Genomic DNA, 21,233 nt, shown 5'->3' with positions numbered 1-21,233 from the left:
TCGGGTCGTAGAGTCCCTAAAATCTTTACTGTAATTCTATCGTTGAACCTAAACTCACTGGCTAGACGATATTGTTTTTTTGCGCTGCTTTAACATGCCGCGAAAAGCTAACGCACTGTTTTTCAGCGTCCTTTCTTGAGTTTGGTAGTCTACATGCACTATGCCAAAACGTTGGCTATAGCCAAATGCCCACTCGAAATTATCCATAAGACTCCAAGCAAAATAACCACGAATATCGACACCTTGACGAATCGCTTCATCAAGGGCAGTAAGATGGGTTTGGTAATAGGCTATACGTTGGTCATCGTGAATCACGCCACCCTCTTGCTCATCGTCACAAGCCGCGCCATTTTCAGTGATATACATTGGTGGTAAATTTGCATAGCGCTGCTTTAGCAACACCAATACATCCGTCAACCCCCGAGGGTAGACTTCCCAACCTATAAAAGTATGCTCAGCTTCAGTTTGTGGTGCAATTTCAGGCTGACCATCTGGATTAGTACCAATCACCTCACGCGAATAATAGTTAATGCCCAAATAATCTAATGGAGCACTGATTATCTCCATGTCACCCTCGAGTATCAGTGGCATATATTCGACCAATTTTTTACATACCACTTCTGGATATTGCCCAGTAAAAACAGGGTCAATGAACCACAAGTAGCCGTCAGCTGCCTTAAACTCAGCAGCTGCAACATCAGTACTGTTCACGGGATAGGCTGGACAAACGTTCACCACAAGACCGTGAAGAGAGTTCGGCGCATTACGACGTAGCACTGGCATCGCCAAACCGTGAGCTAACATAAGATGATGAGCCGCTTGAAACCCTTGTTTATCACCTTTTACCCCTGGTGCGTGTATACCCCAACGATAACCAAGGAACGCCGAAACAAAAGGTTCATTAAGCGTGGTATAAACGTCAATCTTATGCCCAAAAAACTGACTGACGACGTCTGCATATTGGGCAAATTTGTACGCAGTTTCACGGTTTAACCATCCACCTTTATCTTCTAAATACTGGGGAAGGTCCCAATGATATAAAGTTACGTACACCTTCAACCCTTTTCGATGACACTCATCGATGATGTTGCTATAAAACTCCAATCCTTGAGGGTTCACCACACCATCTTGCGGTAAAATTCGTGACCAACTCACTGACAAGCGATAAGCATCAACGCCCAGGTCTGCAATCATGGCTATATCGTGTTGCCACAAATGATAATGATCACACGCAACATCGCCGTTGTCGAAGTTGTTAACAACTCCCGCTTTGCGACAAAAGGTGTCCCAAATTGAAGGTGTTCGCCCTCCTTCCCTCACTCCACCTTCTATCTGATAAGAAGAAGTGGCAACACCAAATACAAAGTTGGGTTCAATTAATTTAGAATCTGCTGGTATCTGATATTTCATAGGTATGTCCTTCAAAATGCTGTATTGGAAAACAGCGATAATTCACCTCGCTGATCTCGTTTTGGGGACAGAGTAATCTACATCAACTCTAACAACGTGAACTAAGTCACACCTAATAAAACACCATCGATATCGTTAGTTAAAATATGAAAAACTCCACAAGAATGATAAGCCCTATGAAATTGTTTCATGGAATATTATTTCACTATTTTAACCTACGGTTGTGAAGTTTATAAATTGAGGAGGTATTAAGAAATTAGCATAAGCTGCACCTAAACTATTAAGCTCGAACTTTGTTAATGAATTAAGGCAATGGAATGAAAATTAATCGATACACATTATGTTGGTTTGGCTATTCTTTCGAATTATAGTCCGTCAAGGGCAAGGAAAGATCAAAAATTGGCGAAGATAGCCAATCTGATTGTAATGTCTTAATTGAGTTCCATCGGATTACTGAACAAATCCATATCACAATTAGAGTTACTAAAGCCTAAAATACCAGATATCACAACTTACATACGAACTTACACAATTCCTAACCATAAAATAACTGAAATAATACATCTTCATTATTTCTTACCATGAGTTGTTGTTATGAAATTAATTAAGCTGTCTATAACCAAACTAGTTCTCTGTACTTTCTCAATGATATTAGTAACCATTTCAGCTATAAGCTACCTAGTTTGGTTGGAGTTAGACAGTACCAATAAAGCAATGGCACTTGTTACTGACACCACTTTCCCAATGGTAAAAGAAAACAATCAGCTTAACCAACTATTCAGTGAAACGAATAAGGTTGTTAATAGTGGTTTAACTACTCAGTCTACTGAAGCCGTAGAAATAGACGTTGTCGTAATTCAGGATTTGATCGCGCAGTATACGCAAAATGATCAAACTGAACGTTCGAACATAAAACTAAACCAAGCCATGCTACAAGTAAATGAGAATGCAGTTAACATTCTTAATAGTCACATTCAATCTATTAACAAAGAACAAGAGCTAAGTGAACGTATCGCAGCATTCCAAGTGCTATCTTTACGCGTTAGTGTACTGATAGGTAAAGAGTTTACTGATAATATGAGTGGAGATGCCAAGGTCATTTTAGAAACCATCAACGAAGATATGCAATCCATTCAACTAGGTGCTATCGAAGCGCTTAACTCTAAAAACATCAATAAATTAGAAACCATATTAGCGTCAACTAAAGAGACCGCCGAATATGTGTTCTCGGACCTGCAAGAATACTCTGAATTAACTAAAGACAAATACACTAAAGGTGAAACTGAACTGTCTAGTCTTGTGCCTTGGGTCATTGGTGAACTCACTTATGATGATGGTCTACTGGTGAACTACTTACAGCACCTAAAAACAAAGCAACAACAACTGAACGAGAAGTCTAACTTCGACCGATCTATCAGTCTATTGAGTCAACAATTGCAAATGACCACAGATCAGGTACAAAATCAGGCTGACTTGCAATTGCAAGAAGCATCAAATGGTGTCAGGACTGTCATCTCTGGCGGACAAATTTTGTTACCTGCCTTGCTAATTGTCTTTGCTTGTCTAGGTTTCTATTTCCGTAACATCATCAAAAAGCCTCTAACTGAAATCATCAATACGTTACGTGAACTTGCCAAGGGTAATTTAACTCATAGCTGCCAATATAAAAGTAGCAACGAATTTGGTCTTATTGCAGAACAGATCAACAAAACGATCGACACACAGCGAGCAATTATCGCCACCATTTCTAGCAAAAATGCTGAAATTTTGTCCATATCAAAAGACAACCATCTACAGGGCAGCAAACTGTTGAACCAATCTGAATCGCAAACAGCTCAATGCCAAATCATCACACAATCCATGACAGAGATGAACTCAAGTATAAACGACATTGCCACGCGCGCAGAAGAGGCGTCGAGTAACGTTAGGCGTGTGAATGAAAATGTTGAGGAAAGTGTAGGAATTACGCTAGTAGCGTACGAGCAAAACCAGCAACTGTCAGAACAATTCGTCACCGCAAATCTAAGTATGAAACAGGTTTCGGAAAGCAGTGCTTCAATCTTTGACATCCTAGAAGTGATTGATGACATCACTAATCAAATTAACTTACTCGCGTTAAATGCTGCAATTGAAGCAGCTCGAGCTGGCGACAATGGTCGAGGCTTCGCAGTAGTGGCGGACGAGGTGAGAAAACTTGCACACCGCACCAACTCATCAACAGTCAAGATTCAAGAACTGATTCATGCGCTTCAGACCAATATCGAGTCAGCAACACAGCAAATCGATAAGTGTAATGAGACGATGAAAGTGAACAGCGAGAGTTTTATTACCGTGCAAAATAAAATCGATACTGTTAGCCGACACGTAAAGTCGCTTTCACAACTAAACGAAGCGATTAGTGTTGCCACAACCCAGCAAACCGCAGCTAGTGAATACATAGCAAGCAATATGGAACTTATCCTTGAATCCGCTGAACAGAACTATGAAGCAAATTACGAAATAAATAAAATTAGTGATCGCCTAGAGTCCATAACTAAAGAGCAAGTAGATACTATCAAAGGATTCACTATCTAATTTACTATTCAAGGACCGTACTAGTGGTCTTTCTAGAAGGATATTTATAGCCAGGGGAAAACATATTTTACCGCTGACATTTATCATTTAATTACAGATAAATATATATTTCGTAATGTTATTTATATATTTACACCTCCATTAATATACTATGACACCTTACACATTAATAAGGATATGTATCTGTATAGTATTGGGGTAATTTCATTCACACTCGATGGAGAACACATAATGAATACCATATCTAAACTCGGTCTAATCAGCCTTTCTGTACTAGCTCTATCAGCACCTGTATCAGCAAATCAGTTACTGAAAAACAATACATTTTCTGACAATACTAGCAACTGGTGGGGGGCCGGCGGTGACCTAAAATCCGCTAGCAGTGCTGGGTGCTTGACTTATGGCAATGCAGGATCCAACTTGTGGGATGTTATTCTGGGTCAAGGCGGATTTGGGTTGATTAAAGGTGAAACATACTCAATATCATTTGACATCAAGGCAAATACTAATACTAAAGGCGTTGTGTTAGTTCAGCATGATGGCGCACCTTATAATCAATACTTTAACAAGGCTATCAAAATAAACACCCGTTTTGAAAACCACCAATATAGCTTCAAATACAGTAGCAAGAATGACCCGAAAGCAACTTTCCAGTTTCAATTAGGCGCTGACAAACCTGCAACGGTATGCATTGATAATGTGTCACTAACTATTGGTGACTAAATAATGCGTGACGACACAGTTTACTGTGTCGTTTTTGTTTCCCCTCGACGGACAGTTCAGGTTAAGATTTAACCTCACTTTGTTATTTTATACTCACCTCGTTCCATATAATTAGCTACACCAGTTAATCACCTAATCTAACTGTCAATAATTATTTGTCCATTAATACTATTTTTGGGGAATATTACCCCCTATTTACTTAACTCTATTTTTATTTATGGCAATAGTATTTATAACTTTGACATCTATTTAAGCATTGTGACTACAACCATTTTTAAATAAGATTTGCGATTATAGAATTGGAAACGAATTCATTCACACTTCTATGGAGATGATACAGTGAATAAAATTTTTAAGCTGGGCATGGTAAGCCTTTCTGTTTTCCTTTGCAATGCTTCACAGGCCGCAGGCACAGATAGCTTTCCAGCAAGTCAACTTTTAAAAAATAGTAGTTTTTCTGATGCCACTAACAATTGGTGGGGTGCAGGCGGTACATTAATCCCAGTTGATGGCACTGGTTGTTTAACGTTTCACTCTGCGGGTGCAAACAAATGGGACGTAATTCTTGGTCAAGGTGGCTTTGGTTTATTAAAAGGTGAGACCTATACTGTTAAATTTGACATTAAAGCTGATAAAGACACTAAAGGTGTTATGCTCGTTCAACATGATGGTGCACCTTATAACCAATATATTTCAAAAAATATTGATATTGGCACTGACTTTGATAGTCACGAATACGAATTTAAGTACAATGCGAAAAGCGATCCTAAAGTAGGTTTCCAGTTCCAACTGGGTGCACATAAAAATGCAACAGTATGCGTAGATAATGTATCACTCGAAGGCAAGCCTTACGAAGTCATTCGTAACTTTAGCAAGCTTAGAGCTAATCAAGTAGGTTACTTCTCGAATGGAGAAAAATTTGCTGTATTGCAATCTGAAAGCAAGTCACCACTCGAATGGCAACTGCGTAACCAAGATGGTGAGGTTATCACAAAAGGTAGAACCATTGTCTTTGGAGAAAATAGTGCATCAGGCGAACACGTTCATCAAATCGATTTCTCTCACATTACGAGTAACCATAGCAACTTGGTTGTTACTGTAGGTAGTCACGTAAGCCACCCTTTCGATATCAATGAACATATCTACGCTGAAATGTCGGAAGATGCACTTAAATACTTCTATCACAACCGAAGTGGTATTGAGATCAAAGAGGCATTTGTGCAAAGAGCGGATCTGGCGCGCCCTGCGGGTCATCCAGAAGACATTGCATCATGCTTTAAAGGTACAGATGCAAAAGGTAATGTCTGGCCTGGATGTGATTTTTCTCTCGATGCTACGAAAGGTTGGTATGATGCAGGTGACCATGGTAAGTACTTAGTAAATAGTGGCATCAGTACTTGGACTCTGCTCAACTTATATGAACGTGGGCAATATAGTAGCAACCAGAGCATTCCATTCGCCGATCACAAAGGTCGTCACGCGGAATCAGGTAACGGTATTAATGATCTACTTGACGAAGCTCGTTGGAATATTGAGTTCATGATGGCGATGCAGGTGCCTGCTGGTAAGAAGACACCAGCGCCAGTCGGCGATCAACACAATAATATTTCTGATCTAAAACTCACTGAGATCGATGCTGGTGGCATGGCATTCCACAAAATAGCTGACGATAAGTGGACAGGATTCCCAACTGCACCACATAACGACAAACAGCATCGTTCACTGTCTCATCCAAGTACTTCTGCGACACTTAATCTTGCCGCAGTAACCGCACAGTGTGCGCGTATTTGGAGAAACATAGATGGAGATTTCGCTAATCAATGTTTAACGTCATCAAAAAGGGCATGGAACGCGGCTCGAGCGAATCCAAATGTGTACGCTTATGATAACTTCACCGGTTCTGGTCCTTACGGTGACGCCACTCTAGAAGACGAATTCTATTGGGCAGCCGCTGAACTATTCATTACTACGGGTAAAAAAGAGTATGGTGCATTTGTCACTGACTCCCCTGAGTTCCTCGCTATGCCTAAAGGCGATATCAAGTCTACTGGTGACTTTTTTTGGCAATATATGGCTCCAGCTGGCACGTTAAGTCTTGCTTTAGTGCCAAACAACTTGCCGATAGAGCAAGTTGAACAGGCTCGAAAGAGCATTGTTAAATCCGCTACTGCATACTCTGCACAAGTCGATACGCAAGGCTATCGCTTGCCGTATCAAGTGGAAGAGTATACTTGGGGCTCTAACTCAAACATAGTTAATCGTGCGATAATTCTAGTATATGGTTTTGATTACACTGGTCAGAAAGCGTTTTTAGTCTCGGCGACTAACGCTATGGATTATATATTAGGTCGAAATCCTCTCAGCTACTCTTATGTGACAGGTTATGGTGAAGATGCATACCAGAATCCACACCACAGATTCTGGGCCTACCAAGCAGACAATAATTCACCAAAGCCACCAGCGGGTGTTCTATCTGGCGGTCCAAACTCGATCAACTTTAGCGACCCAATAGCAACCAACCTTCGTGGTAAGTGCACAGGTCAAACTTGTTATGTTGATGACATTGGGGCTTGGAGCCTAAATGAAGTCACAATTAACTGGAACTCTCCTTTAGTTTGGATAACCACTGCATTAAACGATAATAAGCTGAAGTGATGCCAAGTTACGCACTGCTAGGTGGTAGCGCAGTTCAGATTGCTGGCAGTCCCAACAACCCCACTTTTTAGTGCAATGTAGTTCACTTAAGCGGAGCTGCTTTGCGATTAACTGGATAGCGAGTCTTTGACATTTGTACCGCCCTAGGCCGATTAGGCTTAGGGCGTTTGTCTATAAAGAGGATGGATAAATCTCCCCTGAGACTCTTTAAACGCTTAGGTGTATTGCCTGGCGATATCGCTTTACTCATCACCTTCAGTTGACTCGCTATAAACTGACAAGCGTATTTAAAGCTAATTTCATTCGGCATTCTTCCATGCTCAACCGCTGCCTGACTCGCTTCACGTCTTACTAAGTTATAACCAAGCAACAGCCCCCAGAGTTCTTGATAAACAAGGTCTACTGTTTTGCTGCGTAATACTTGGGCTTTGTGTTGCATTGAGCTTTTGATATCACGATAACCCAATTCGATTTCCCAACGTTCATGGTAGAGTTCGGCTACTGCCTTCGCGTCGTAGTTTGTTCTAGGAAGGGAGGTAAAAACGGTTTTCTGTTTACCTTGTACTTCGTAGGTCACCGCTCTGACTTGCCATTTCTCAGGTAAGCTAGGGTTCTTTTTGCGAGCTTGCAGAGAGACTTTCATTTCGATGAGCATGTCATTACTTTCTTCTTCATCTAGAAGTGTGTATTTCAGCCCCTTCCTTGCTGGTATTAACCAATGCCTATTAATACCGCTATTTTGAAGAGAGAGAAGTAAGTCTGCACCGTAAAACCCTTTATCCAATAACGTCACAGAGTTATCTGGCAAAGAGTCGATGAAGGGCATAGCAAGCGGGATTTCACCACGCCGATAGGGGCTTATGGCGGCGTCAACGATGACATGAGAGCGGACATTCATTATAGTCACAACTCTTAGTACTGGATGCGGTGTTTGTCTGGTGCTAGAGGTATTACCCGAGCCAAAGTGCTCTCTAAGTTCGGGAGTATCCGCAGTTCGAAAAAGAGCACCGTCTACAGCAAAACTTGTAATCCTTGCCACGTATCATCACGGTATCGTTCAAGACCCCACGTCCGTCCACATTGCTTAAACAGCCACTCTGGTGCAGCTTTGCCCAAACGTTGCCTTGCCTGGGTTAAAGTACTTTTGGCTAACAGCTCTTCATCAGCTAAACCATCCGCACAGACATTCATTCTTCGTGCGACTTCGGCAATAGGTTCATTGCGGAAGAAGGCCATGCCGACAATTAACCAAAAAACCATGTCACTTGGTAATCGGCGTCGTCGGATAGTTGCTTTATCAGAAAGAGCTGCCGCCTTAGCAACCCACTCATCGGGGATATGTTCAGAGAAAGTGGTGAGTTGAGCTACATCAACAGGGCTTTCTTCGAGGAAATTGGCAAAACAGTTTTGAATAGACATAAAAAAATCAGAAACCTAAAAACAGGGTTCCGATTGTCTCTCATCAGAAGGATCGGTTAACCGATCCTTCTCTGATCTACATTGCACTTTTTAGTGGGGTTATTTTTTAGGACTAGGCTAAAGGAGTAATCTCAATCTAGCCTTATTATTGGAAGAACGCTATCCATTGATAGCTAGCTTCTCTATGATGTTTGCGAAACAACAATTTCCGCATTGAATGTGAATTTTTCTAACCTGGGGAAAGGAAATATCGATGCTGAATCGTCACTAGGCTACCTTTGCAAATAGGTAGCTAAATGTGAGTCTTACAATACTTCTCTTTAATATCCATCTTGGTCAAATAATATTTAGGAAAGCCGCACCACGTACCCCACCAGAATCACCATGCTTCGCTTTTATGATTCTTGGACATTTTGCCACTGGCAATAAGTATTTAGGAATACGCTTTGGTAACTCTTCATACAACAAAGAAAAGTTCGATAACCCGCCACCCAGCGCCACTATGTGAGGATCATGAGCGGTAAATAGGTTGGCAAAGCACATAGCCACCATCTCAATAAATATATCAACAAACGACAACGCAAATTGCTCGCCTTTGTAGTAATCATCAACAATATCAATTGCTTCACGTTCTGTCCCAGCAAAGTGTGCATATAGAAGCTCGAAACCGCGTCCAGATAAATAGCTGTCTAAGCAACCCGTCTTACCGCAACCACAATCCAGTAGTGGAGCATGTTCGCGTAATAACAACCACGCATCTACCGGTAACCGAGTGTGACCTAACTCACCTGCGACGTGATTAAAACCTGAAAATACTTTACCGCTAAAAATAAGACCTCCGCCAAAGCCTGTACCGAGAATTAAGCCCATGACTGAAGGCATATCTTTTAGTTCATCGTCCCACGCTTCCGAGAGTGCAAAGCAGTTAGCATCATTCTCGAGTGCCACTCGACGATCAATCCTAGCTTCAAGATCGAGGCGCAACGTTCTTTGGTTAGCACAAGGAACATTCACCGTTAATACCGTCTGGGTGTTTACATCTTCCACCCCCGGAATACCAATACCCACCATACCCTTTGCATCAAACTGTTCATCGTACTTCAGCACCAGTTGTGCCAACTGATCAATCAGTAAGTCATAGTCGTGTCCAGGAGTCGGTACACGCTCAGTAGCGACTCGTTTTAATGATTGATCAAACGCACCAAACTCAATCTTGGTGCCCCCTACATCAAAACCGTAATACATTTAGTTTCTCCTTTGTTCTACAAACAAAATTGCATTTCACCAAATCCTCTGCACACACTAACTCAACGTGAATTGATAAATTGAAAATGAATTTCAAGTGTTATGTGGCTATTTAACGTAAAAAATAGTCAATTGATAAGGCGTGCAAATATTATTGATGTGGTATATGTCACACTTATGATTTACCCTTGTCTACTTAATGCTTTGCACTAAATTCAAACTGAGCAACTTGAACTCAACATTTATCTTTCTTCATAACAGGAATACATAATTGAAACCAGTGAATGAAAGTAGAGTTAAATCGCTTAAAGAGTTCGTCCTAAAACTCAACTCATATAGGCATAAACTATCGTTTCCGCATGTCGCATCGCCAGAAATAAACATATATTTGGAAAGATAAACAACAAAAATCAATCAAACGAATAGAGTATGGGTGACCATAGATAGGGCATTTCTTCTTGAAGATAAAAGCGGCTTTCTAGGAAAAGCCGCGATGGCGTTTTTATCCTTATAATGTGTCGATAACTGTCACTTCAGCAAGACATTCCATCCGCCAATATTTCGGCAATGTATATTTATCACCGATTAGATTAATTGTTTGAGAAAAGATAATGTCCTTTGAGGAGCGTCCAATCATAATTTCAAACTCGCCCGGTTCAACGACACGGCGATTAGATTGATCGGTCAAATTCAGCATATCTGTCGGCAAAGAAAATTCCACTTTGCGTGTTGCACCAGCAGGGATTAGTAATTTCTTAAAGCCTTTTAGCTCGCGTATCGGTTTTACGACTGACGCATGTTTATCTCTAACATAAAGTTGCACAACTTCTTCACCGTCGACTTCACTGCTATTGTGAATAACAGCACTAATTTGCACGCTAGCATGCATCTCCACTTCTTTATTGACCACCTCAACTGCTTGGTAATCGAAATTGGCATAGCTTAGACCGTAGCCAAAACAATATTTGGAACCAAAATGATAAGCAATCGGAGTACCACTAGATTTAAGCTTATGGTTATAGAAATATGGAATCGCACCGACATTTTTCGGAATAGACAGAGTCAAGCGACCAGAGGGTGATTTGTCGCCTGCTAGCACGTCCGCAATGGCTCTTGCACCTTCTTGACCAGGTGCCCAAGCCATAATAACAGCCGCCGCCTTTTCTTCCGCTCCACCAAGATTGTATGGGCGACCTCCACTAACTAAAACCACTACCGGTTTGCCTGTTGCTAACGCCTGATCAATAAGCTCTTGCTGTACACCAGGTAAATCTAGAGAATCAGTATCTGAGCCTTCACCTACTGTACCTGTTTGAAACAAACCTGCTAAGTCGCCCACGCAAACTAAAAGAACATCGGCATCACAAACATCGGTAATCGCCGCGGGTATATTACTAGCATCTTTAGATACTGGCGATTCCATATTCTGCTCTACAGCCATATCAACATCGCCAGGGAATACTGGCGCGTTAGCATGCCGCTCTGTTAAAATATCGCAGCCTTTTTGATATTTCACTGAAGAAAACTTCTGCCGCAACCCATCAAGAATCGTCAATGCAACTTTGGCATCATCTTCAACATTACTCAAAATTAAATGCACAGGGAAACTATAGCCACCTAACAGTGCAAGTTGGTCGTTTGCTGTTGCCCCCAAAACTCCTAGCTTGGTATCTTGAGCGAGAGGTAGAGTGCCATCATTTTCAAGCAAGGTAATTGATTCGAGTGCCGTTTGGTATGCAACTGATATTGTACTCTCTTTTTTGAGTTCAATATTCTCTGCATCGGTATACGGATTTTCGAATAATCCTAAATCAAACTTGACCGTTAAAATACGACGCACAATTTCGTCAATCTTTTCCAACGAGATAAGTTTTTTTTCTACGGCAAGAGCAAGGCGAGATGTGCATGCATCATCAGGCAGCTCAACATCTAAACCCGCATTAAATGCCAATGCAGCGGCGCCAGCACCATCCTCAGCAACGTGGTGATGAGCAGCTAATAGATCAATACCGCCGTAGTCAGCAACAATTAAACCGTCAAAGCCCCACTGGTTTCTAAGGACTTCAGTCAGTAAGAAGTGCGAACCATGACACGCTTCACCATCAATATCATGGTATGCGGGCATAATTGATCTTGCTTTGCCTAATTTGACCGCCATTTCAAAAGGCAATAAGAAGGTGTCGTTGAGTTCTTTAAAACCGAGATTAACCGGCGCATGGTTACGAGCCCCTTCACTATATGAGTGACCGACATAATGCTTTAAGGTCGCCAGCAAGTCACGCTTTTCACCTTGCAGACCCTCAACATACTTAGTCGCCATCACACCAACATGGTATGGATCCTCGCCTAGTGTTTCTTCTGTACGTCCCCAACGCACGTCACGCGAAACATCAAGGACCGGGGCAAGACCTTGCTTGGCACCAACTTGCTTAACCTCATCACGAATGCATTCACCCACGGACTTCATTAGCTCAGGATTCCAAGTATGCCCGTAGTTTAATGACGACGGAAACAGTGTTGCTTCTTTAGCCATGAGACCAACTAAACACTCTTCATGAGATATGGCTGGAATACCAAGACGAGTCTCTTCTACCAAATACTTTTGTAGACTATTGAGCGCCTTAACACCTTCTACAGCAGAGACTGAATGCGTTCCAAGTGGTCGGGTAATTTGTCCTAGTCCGTGACGCAACCGCTCTTTTATAGTCGGCTTTTCTGCATTGCTTGCCATTTCTAATTCGCGTTCAGAGTGGTTACCGTGAGCATCAAGTAGAAGCCATTGAGCCCCCATCTGTGCAACTTTTTCCTCAAACGTCATTAAACTTAGCAGATTTTCTACACGTTCTGAGGTCGAGTAATTAGAGTTTTGATAAATGTTCATGAATTATAGAACCTATTAATATTATTTTCTGGACAAATGCACATAGAAAAAACTTAAAATAAGAAACTTTTTCACGTACCTCTGCTAATAATTTTCATTGCTAAAACAACTTAACATATTGACAAGAAACCTGTCATAAAACAAACCCACTCTAATAAAGCAACTTGAGTTTCATAAATTAAAAAATCAATCGAAAGCAATATTTTGATGTGCAAGCAAAGATAACAAATGCCTCTACGTAAAAGTATACGACATCTAGAATTTACATTGTACTTTTTTGCATTTGGATTTGGCAATGATTGTTAGATCACAAAAACCAAAATTAGATATAGGTTGATATAATTACAAATATGAAGATTCGTGCAAGCAGGTGCTTCCTGCAAGAGTATTCAGCTTCGCAGTTTGTTCTATCTCCCTTAGATTATTGCAATATGGTGCTCATAAAATTTTAGTCACCCAGAAATTAGCAAATTAATAACAACCCATTCCGATAGGCGAGAGGTTAATCTTGCGTTCCAAAAATGCTCAATCTGTTTATGAAAAAAAATATAAACCTTGCATTACACAGTGCAACTAAAAATCAACATATTATTTATGTAATTGTAGTCAAGTCAAAACCGGAGACTCATTCAAATTATAAAAGTATCCAAATAGATATACCTGATCAATAGCCAGTTGTTTTTCAATGCTAGTCTATAGCTATTTTAATACAATTGTTGTATTAAAATAGCTACATATAGGTGCCGCTAGTGAGTGTTATTCAAATGTCAATTTCGTCAATTCTTCTCCCAGGTATGATATATTTGAACCTGGGACTGGATATAACTGAGAACTGCGCTCTTTACGGTTATCATTATCCGACATAGCAATATTCCAGAAGATACTTTTTCCAACTTCTACCGGCTTATCAAGTTCAATTGCAAAGAACATCTGAGTCCCCTCCTTATTCCAGTTCGCTTTTATCTGTCGTGGATAACGATTTTTTTCAAAATCTCGCCCAACGGTCGTTCGCAGTTGCACTAGCTCATTACCAAGTTGCATGAAAATTTCAATATTATCGTTGAGATATGACTCATCCATTGATGTGACAGTAACGTCATCATTGCGATTAACCACACCATACAACCAATTGTCATAGTGACCCAATGACCAAGTTCCCCCAATCGACTGCGGTGAGGTCGACATATCTTTCTGATTCAGTTGGTTGAAAGCTAGTGAGTAGTGGAAGCCTTCCTGCCAAACCGCTGACGACGCGTTCTCTGGCTTACTAGTTAAGCTCTTTGCAATGAAGGTAGGTGGCAATGAAATAGGGATAGCTGTAACCACAGCATTTTGTCCAGTCATGAACAACTCCCCAAACTCTTCACCTTGCCAACCAATATTTGAGCCAGCGAGAGGATATAACTGTGCATGGCGAGTACCGGTATTGGTTTGGCCATCATTATCAGACATCCCGATATTAAACCCTATAGTTTCTCCGACTAAGTCTTCATAATCATCCAATTCGAACACGAATTCGAATATGCTGCCATCCTCATTCCATTCACCATGCACTTTCCCTGGAAAGTCTATCGTAGAAAAATCATGCCCAACAATCGAACGTAATTGCCAAAACTTATCACCAATACGAATGAACACTTCTACGTTATCATTCTCGTGCGCTAGCTTATGATTGGTAATCGTCTTATTATCGTGTCGTAACACTTGACCAATTAATTGATTTTTATGATACCCCACCGCCCACTTGCCGTTTACATCTGCACTCTCAGGTAAGGTTTGGTTGCGTCCACCAAGTTGGTTGAAGGCAAATGGATAGTAAACCACCTCTTTAGCATCAAACTTTGTAGTTGATAACTCTTTGGCATTAAATACTTGTACATGACGCTGAACCTGACTTAGGTCCGTAGCAGGTTTATAATTAAAGCTACCATCAACAGCATCTTCTAACACTTGATGAACAGCGTTGTATGCGGGCTTAGGCTGATAATTTTCGTCGAACATTAAAGGCCTACCATAGCCTTGAAACCAGCTCGGCACCCAAGAATATTTATCGGTCACCCCCCAAGTGGTATAAACATCGACTTGTGGGTAGAACACCGCAAGCTTCATTAACAGCTCATAACGTTTGGCTTGGTCAAGTAGCGCACTGCGGCCGTCAGTATCACGCAATCTCACATCAATCTCGGTAAAATGCATGACCATGCCTAAATCAGATAGCCGCTCTATGTTACGAGCAATCGAGACATCACTGATAGGACCATCAGAATTCAAATGGAGCTGAGTACCAACACCATGAATCGGAACGCCCTTTTCTACAAGTTTTTTGACATGGCGGTAAACAGCATTTGCTTTAGCGTTCATCCCTTCTGTTGAATAGTCATTATAAAATAAGATAGCATCCGGATCTGCCTCATGAGCAAACCTAAACGCCATCTCTATATATTCTTCTCCTAATGAATTATACCAAAGTGTTTCGCGGAAGCCGCCATTGTCATCAAATGCTTCATTAACCACATCCCAGTATTTCACCTTTCCTTTGTAATGTGAGACCACCGTTTTAATATGGTTTTCTAAAATTTCAGTTAACTCTTGTTTTGACCATTCATTCTCAACAAGCCAGTTTGGGTTTTGAATATGCCACACTAGCGCATGACCTTTAACAACCATTTCATTATCAAGAGCAAACTTTACTATTTCGTCCGCTTTATCAAATTGAAACTTGCCACGTTCTGGTTGAACATATGAGAACTTCATTTCGTTTTCAGGTGTGATTTGAGAGAACTCTTTCGCCACTGTCTCTCTAAATTCAGGATCATTTAGGTGTCGTGTTTCAAAAGCTGTACCGACAGCAAGACCTACTTTTTCTGCTAAAAATCTCAAAGGCACTTCTATCACGCTTGGTGATTGAATCATATCCATATCTCCTCTATTTTCAGCTTGCGTTGTTGCGGTTGCATGACCGCATGACACCACGGCTATAATTGCAAGTACGGCGAGTTTATTGGTTTTCATTTTAATTTTCATTTTAATTCTTATTACTCAGGGTCGAAGAAAAGCTAACACCACATCTAAACAACTGACATTAATAATTCGAAACCATCAAATCATGTAAGCTACAAACATCTAAGTAGGATAGGATGAAATTTAACTAGCTGAGAAACACCAACAATTTAAATATATAACTCTTCGCAAGTAATATCATCTAATATAAAGCGCCTAATAATATAAGGCGCTTTATTACCAGTTGAAAATATCAATCTATTCTGGAGTGAGAGGAATATATTATCGTATTACCACCAAGCTTCAAACATTGCACCATAACTTAATGTATCATATTTAGTGCTATCAAAGTCATCCACTTCACCCATCGTTACATAGAAACGCAGCATTGGACGACTCCACGACAGACCACCCAAAGAAATGTTTTGCGAAATTGTTGTTTTCCAACCCTTTTTCTCATTGCCATTTTCGAAGTCTTCCACTGCATAACCCGCTTCAAACCATGTAGAATGAATATCGTTCCATGAGTACATTGGACGTACAATTGCCGCATATTCATTTTTATCTCTTGGTTCAGTACCTTCCATTCCAGCAAATTCTTTATATGATATTAAATATTGTACTGATAAAGGATTACCTTTATTAAAAGTTCCTTCCAAGCTTGCAAAAATAATTTGCAAATCATCTTCTTCCGATGAAAAATCCCAAGGTTGAATCAAAACTGTATTGTCTGAATCCTCTGAATAACGCACGATCGCTTTGTGATTACCTCCAATATCTAGCGTCGCTGCTACTTGCCACGGTTTTCTATCACGTAATGATGGATCTCCTGCTTCGGAGGTAAAGCCATAGTTTGCATAGAAATCCATTGTACCTACGAAGGTTTCGACTCCGTGAAACTTAGTTGTCAAAGCATAGGAACCCTCATCACTACCTAGTGAACCACCATCGCCGTTTTTCACATTTCCAACAAACCCCAGATCAAACAGACCTGCTCCTAAATCAAGATCTTTAAAGCCACCACCTTGACCATCATGGGTGAGGTAGTAGTAGTCATTCAAGCTTTGAGTCGCACGCCCATGAAAATCTCGACCAGCCCAAAAGTACATCTGTGGTTGTGAGGGAATAATGTTTTTTACTCCGGCATACGCCTTTTTCAAGTCAACACCGCCAGGTGAACTCCAATCTTCATGAGCCCAGTTATCAAATAGCACGACGAGATCCCATTGGGCGCCATTGCCGCCTTCAAAGGTAGTAGACAGTTGGAATTCTCCACCGTTAACTTCATTACCAAGTCGACCTAATGAACGCCCCGTAGTCCCCACCTCGACATACTGTTTGTCACCTGCTTGATAGTGTGCTCCATAACGTGCATAACCACTGAAATCTACTTCTGCGGCTACTCCTAAATGCGGAAGGACAACAGACGCTATTGCAACACTTGCTAAAACTAATATTTCATTTTTTTTCATTCTAAAAACCCCTATATTGTGGATAGACGTTGTCGATATATTTCAGCCAAAGTCTATCTATTTTTGTTCTTATTACTTCACAATTACATTATCGATTTTTATTACTGCATTAGCTGGAAGTACCACATCATTTGCGATGAAGTTAAAGCCAAGACGATCTATATTTTCTAAATCCGTTTGTACATTTTCGATCGTGATTGTGCTCCATTCATCCAATGTATAACCAAATTGATATGCAATATCATAAACGCCACCATAAGGGGCTTGACTTTGCTGAACTAATGGTTGAACAGCTAAATCACCAGTACCGATTGATGATGGAACGTAAATATCAAATTGAATCGTTCTTGGTGTGCTGAAATCTACATCCATGAGGACGCCAGTACCGTATTTATCGGTAGTTGATGCCCAAGGAACAACAATATTCATAACTTGTTCACTGGCATTGAGACTTTCATGTGGACCGACAATGGTTTGATAAGTCGTGCCCCATTTAAACTCACCGTCAAACTTATCAGAGAATAAAGTGGGCTCCTCTGGGTCCTCTTCTTCTGACCCAATCGCATTGTACATACCTTCTAGCGCTGGCTTAGCTTGTAAGTCAGTATCGAACAATAGCGGCCAGTCAGGGCTGCCGTAATGCGAGGGGATCCAACTATCGGCATCTGACACACCCCAAACCGATACACCACCACGCTGAGCAACAGGCACTGTTTCTAAGTAAGCAGCGACAATATCTTGATAACGCTGCTTCTGGCTCATTGCCAGGTCATAAGTAAACTGGCTCAAAGTGCCGCTTTCGTTAATACGAACATCAAGCTCAGTAATTTTAACTTTAAGTCCTGTTGCTGCAGCTTTTTTAAAGGAAGAGCTAATATCGGTAATCGCAGGTTGAGTTAGACCCACGTGCATTTGGAAACCGATACCTTCAATAAGGGGATTGCTGCCATCAGTGTTGACCGTATCTACCATGTTAAGCACCGCAGTCAACTTAGCGTCATCTTGTTCTATTGCGTAGTCGTTATAGTACAAGTCAACGGCAGCATCTTTTGCTGGACTCTGATTAGTTAGAGCCTGTTTCGCGGCAATATAAGCTTTCGAAATATAAGACTCACCAATATTCGCATACCAAAAGCTTCCCCACTCACCTTGGTCGCGATAACTGCCATCATCGTTGAATGCCTCGTTGACAACATCCCAACTTACCACGGTATCCCCTGCAGCATAGTGACTGACAACATTAGAAATATGGCTGGACATTACCGCTTCACAATCTTCAGCACTCTTGGCACACTCGGTTATCATCCATTCAGGAACAGATTGATGCCAAACGAGTGCGTGACCATGAATGCTTGCCCCGATCGATGCAGCATAGTCTTCCAAAGCATCAGCATCGGTGTAGAAAAAACTTCCTTTTGTCGGCTGAACATAAATGGGTTTCATAATATTTTCTGCAGTGATCTGAGAAAAGTGCTTGCTAACAACCTGTTGTAAATCCGAGCGATCTAGAACTGAATTCAGACTGTCACCCGCAGGCAGTGCTGCACCAATTGGATACTTTGCTGCTGCTTTTAAGCTTGCAACATCGGGGATGGGAATCGATTTTTCTGGCTCTTTTGGGATATTTGTATCTTCCAACAAACATCCTTGTAGTAACAGCCCACTGGTAGACGCCAGTAGAACATGACTCAGTTTCATATTATTTCCTTTATTTTTAGGGTACAGGGAAACAATAAATAGCTATGAAAATTTAATCATTACGTAATTTTAAACTTGGATTTATATTTTTTTATTATCGTTATAATGTGTGACAGCCATCAAAAATCATCACAACCAGAAACAACTGAGTATTTTTATGCCCGTTAAAAAGCTGATTAGTCTGGCATATAAACACGAATAAACTATTCGCTTACTGTCAACAACCCAGTTAAAAACAATATTATTAATAGCCGGTTCGTGCCGTATTCTAAAACCTTTCCCACTTTTCACTGTCGTTAGTTAACCGGTGATTAAAGCCTTTAACACTGACTTAAAGCGAACTAAACGGGTAAATTATACTCAAATCAGTCGAATTCACTGACTGAATATCATTTCATGCGAGAGCTCCGTAACAACTCCCCAGCACTAACAACAATACCTTTCGAATGAATCGTGACTCTCCACCCTCCTGGATTGATAATGACTCGATCAGCAAGCAACAAAACATAAACGTGCATGTCATACCTATTTCGTAAGGTTGCAACCGTACCTTTGCTATTATCCAGTCTGTAACGTATGTCTTTGCTGTCAAATCGGTCTATTTATTTTCCTTTTTATCTGAAGGTGACGCAGAATGTGTGACATTTCCCACATAAGAAAAATCAATAAATCATATGTTAAAATTTCATAGTTGCGAGAATCACGTGCGATTGGACATAATGGAAATGTAACGATTTTCAGGAATGTTAGACTATGAAAGAAACAACACAACGAACAATAGAAGTTCCGCCAATTGAAAATAGTAATATTCAAGTTCAACCTAAAATACTTTCGAATATCAGCAACAGTGAACGCTATTCATCTTGGAATAAAAAAGTTGGAGATTTAATTTTTAATAGCAATTTGAGCTTAAAAGAAATCGCCGAATATCATTGCGAGTAACAGCTGATTTTTCGTTTTAGCATTTCAAATCACTCATTATTTACTACATCAGGCCTTGTAGGCTACATGATAGATACGGAAGCAATTACCATGACAAAGGTCGAGAACAGTAATGTCCAACCATGGGGCAATTATCAACTTATTTCACTAACTAACAACAAAGGGAGCCAAGTTGATGTTTCGGACCTAGGCGCAACTATCGTCAATTTCTATGTTACTAACAGCTATGAAGAACGCATCAACATAGTACTTGGCTATGATAAACCTTCCAATTATATTCAAGGTAGAGCTTATCTGGGTTGTGTGGTGGGACCATGGGCAAATCGTATCGCCAATGGAAAGTTCAGACTTGATGGACATGTCGTCCAACTTGAGACAAACGAAGGCACCAACCATCTGCACGGAGGAAAAGCAAATATTGGTGCAAAATGTTGGGAGATAACCGAAGTCACGTGCCATTCTGTCAAACTGATATGTTCTACACTTGATGGAGAGGCAGGTTACCCATGTGATATTGACTTTACAGTTGAATACAAATTAGGTGAGGACAATGGACTGGCTATTACATACAGCGCGATTCCATCTGGCATAACACCCATCAATATGACACAGCACGCCTATTTCAATCTCGATGGTAGCGGCACAATCGAAAACCACAGTATAACGTTGAACAGTGATCGCTATTTACATATTGATGAAAAAGCACTACCAACCCGAATTGAGCCCGTTGACGCTACGCCATTTGACTTAAGAACACCAACCATCATTGCAAACAACCTCCATCAAGATCACCCTCAACTTATCTCTGCTAATGGTTTTGATCACTGCTGGGTGTTAGATGGTAATATCAAATCAAGATGCGCATCGTTAACATCAAATCTGTCTGGACTCACTCTCGACGTTTACACCGACCAATCAGGTATTCAATTTTACTCAGGTAACTTTCTCAATGGTGAAAAAGGTCGCATGGGTCAAGTGTACAATAGACGCGCAGCGTTGTGCTTAGAAACCCAATGCTATCCAAACCAAGTCAACATGCCTTCACGTGATGACTGCCTGTACGATGGTAATCGCATATACCAACATAAAGTGATCTATCGAATAAAAAATCAGTAAGGCGTATTTCAGACGCTCCTATTCGCTCTCCTTCCGATATACCCAAGTAACCTCAAAATCCAGAAGCTAGTGTTTGCTTGGGTTTATGTTCGGCTTTT

11 protein-coding genes and 1 pseudogene are annotated in these 21,233 nt (G+C 40.9%); 5 read left to right on the top strand and 7 right to left on the bottom strand.

Features of this window, described 5'->3' with window-relative positions; all coding sequences use genetic code 11:
- Positions 1-54 precede the first annotated feature (54 nt).
- Positions 55-1,410, bottom strand: a complete 1,356-nt coding sequence (locus L9Q39_RS14080) for a GH1 family beta-glucosidase (protein WP_237485743.1) — start codon at positions 1,408-1,410, stop codon at positions 55-57.
- Positions 1,411-2,004: 594 nt separating this feature from the next.
- Here L9Q39_RS14080 and L9Q39_RS14075 point away from each other — a divergent pair.
- The 3 genes from L9Q39_RS14075 to L9Q39_RS14065 all read left to right on the top strand — a co-directional run bounded on the left by L9Q39_RS14075 (position 2,005) and on the right by L9Q39_RS14065 (position 7,362).
- Positions 2,005-3,984 (top strand): methyl-accepting chemotaxis protein, encoded by a 1,980-nt coding sequence (locus L9Q39_RS14075; RefSeq protein WP_237485742.1) that lies wholly within the window; start codon positions 2,005-2,007, stop codon positions 3,982-3,984.
- 231 nt (positions 3,985-4,215) lie between these two features.
- A complete protein-coding gene (locus tag L9Q39_RS14070) occupies positions 4,216-4,707 on the top strand; it encodes a carbohydrate binding domain-containing protein (RefSeq protein WP_237485741.1) in 492 nt (163 codons plus the stop codon).
- Positions 4,708-5,070: 363 nt separating this feature from the next.
- Positions 5,071-7,362 carry a glycoside hydrolase family 9 protein gene (locus L9Q39_RS14065; RefSeq protein WP_237487028.1) on the top strand — a complete coding sequence of 764 codons (2,292 nt, stop codon included), beginning with the start codon at positions 5,071-5,073 and terminating at the stop codon, positions 7,360-7,362.
- An 82-nt stretch (positions 7,363-7,444) separates the two neighbouring features.
- On the opposite strand, the pseudogene L9Q39_RS14060 reads toward L9Q39_RS14065, so the two are convergent.
- From L9Q39_RS14060 to L9Q39_RS14035, 6 genes and pseudogenes are all read right to left on the bottom strand, one after another.
- Positions 7,445-8,781, bottom strand: a pseudogene (locus tag L9Q39_RS14060) (IS4 family transposase).
- Between the two features lie 336 nt (positions 8,782-9,117).
- Positions 9,118-10,026 carry an N-acetylglucosamine kinase gene (nagK, locus tag L9Q39_RS14055; protein ID WP_237485740.1) on the bottom strand — a complete coding sequence of 303 codons (909 nt, stop codon included), beginning with the start codon at positions 10,024-10,026 and terminating at the stop codon, positions 9,118-9,120.
- Positions 10,027-10,534: 508 nt separating this feature from the next.
- Positions 10,535-12,907, bottom strand: coding sequence for a glycoside hydrolase family 3 N-terminal domain-containing protein (locus tag L9Q39_RS14050; protein ID WP_237485739.1), 2,373 nt, complete (start codon positions 12,905-12,907; stop codon positions 10,535-10,537).
- A 756-nt stretch (positions 12,908-13,663) separates the two neighbouring features.
- Positions 13,664-15,931: an endo-1,4-beta-xylanase gene (locus tag L9Q39_RS14045; protein WP_237485738.1), complete on the bottom strand. Its 2,268-nt coding sequence runs from the start codon at positions 15,929-15,931 to the stop codon at positions 13,664-13,666.
- A 266-nt stretch (positions 15,932-16,197) separates the two neighbouring features.
- Positions 16,198-17,379 carry a carbohydrate porin gene (locus L9Q39_RS14040; RefSeq protein WP_237485737.1) on the bottom strand — a complete coding sequence of 394 codons (1,182 nt, stop codon included), beginning with the start codon at positions 17,377-17,379 and terminating at the stop codon, positions 16,198-16,200.
- 72 nt (positions 17,380-17,451) lie between these two features.
- Positions 17,452-19,077 (bottom strand): endo-1,4-beta-xylanase, encoded by a 1,626-nt coding sequence (locus tag L9Q39_RS14035; RefSeq protein WP_237485736.1) that lies wholly within the window; start codon positions 19,075-19,077, stop codon positions 17,452-17,454.
- Between the two features lie 753 nt (positions 19,078-19,830).
- Here L9Q39_RS14035 and L9Q39_RS14030 point away from each other — a divergent pair.
- Complete coding sequence (locus L9Q39_RS14030) at positions 19,831-20,019, top strand: hypothetical protein (RefSeq protein ID WP_237485735.1); 189 nt, start codon at positions 19,831-19,833, stop codon at positions 20,017-20,019.
- Between the two features lie 90 nt (positions 20,020-20,109).
- Positions 20,110-21,135 (top strand): aldose epimerase family protein, encoded by a 1,026-nt coding sequence (locus L9Q39_RS14025; RefSeq protein ID WP_237485734.1) that lies wholly within the window; start codon positions 20,110-20,112, stop codon positions 21,133-21,135.
- The last annotated feature ends 98 nt before the right edge of the window (positions 21,136-21,233 follow it).

This window comes from Vibrio hippocampi, from assembly GCF_921292975.1.
In the GTDB taxonomy this organism is placed as follows: domain Bacteria; phylum Pseudomonadota; class Gammaproteobacteria; order Enterobacterales; family Vibrionaceae; genus Vibrio; species Vibrio hippocampi.
Note: the sequence above shows the minus strand (reverse complement) of the source record. Positions and strands in the feature narration are given on the sequence as shown.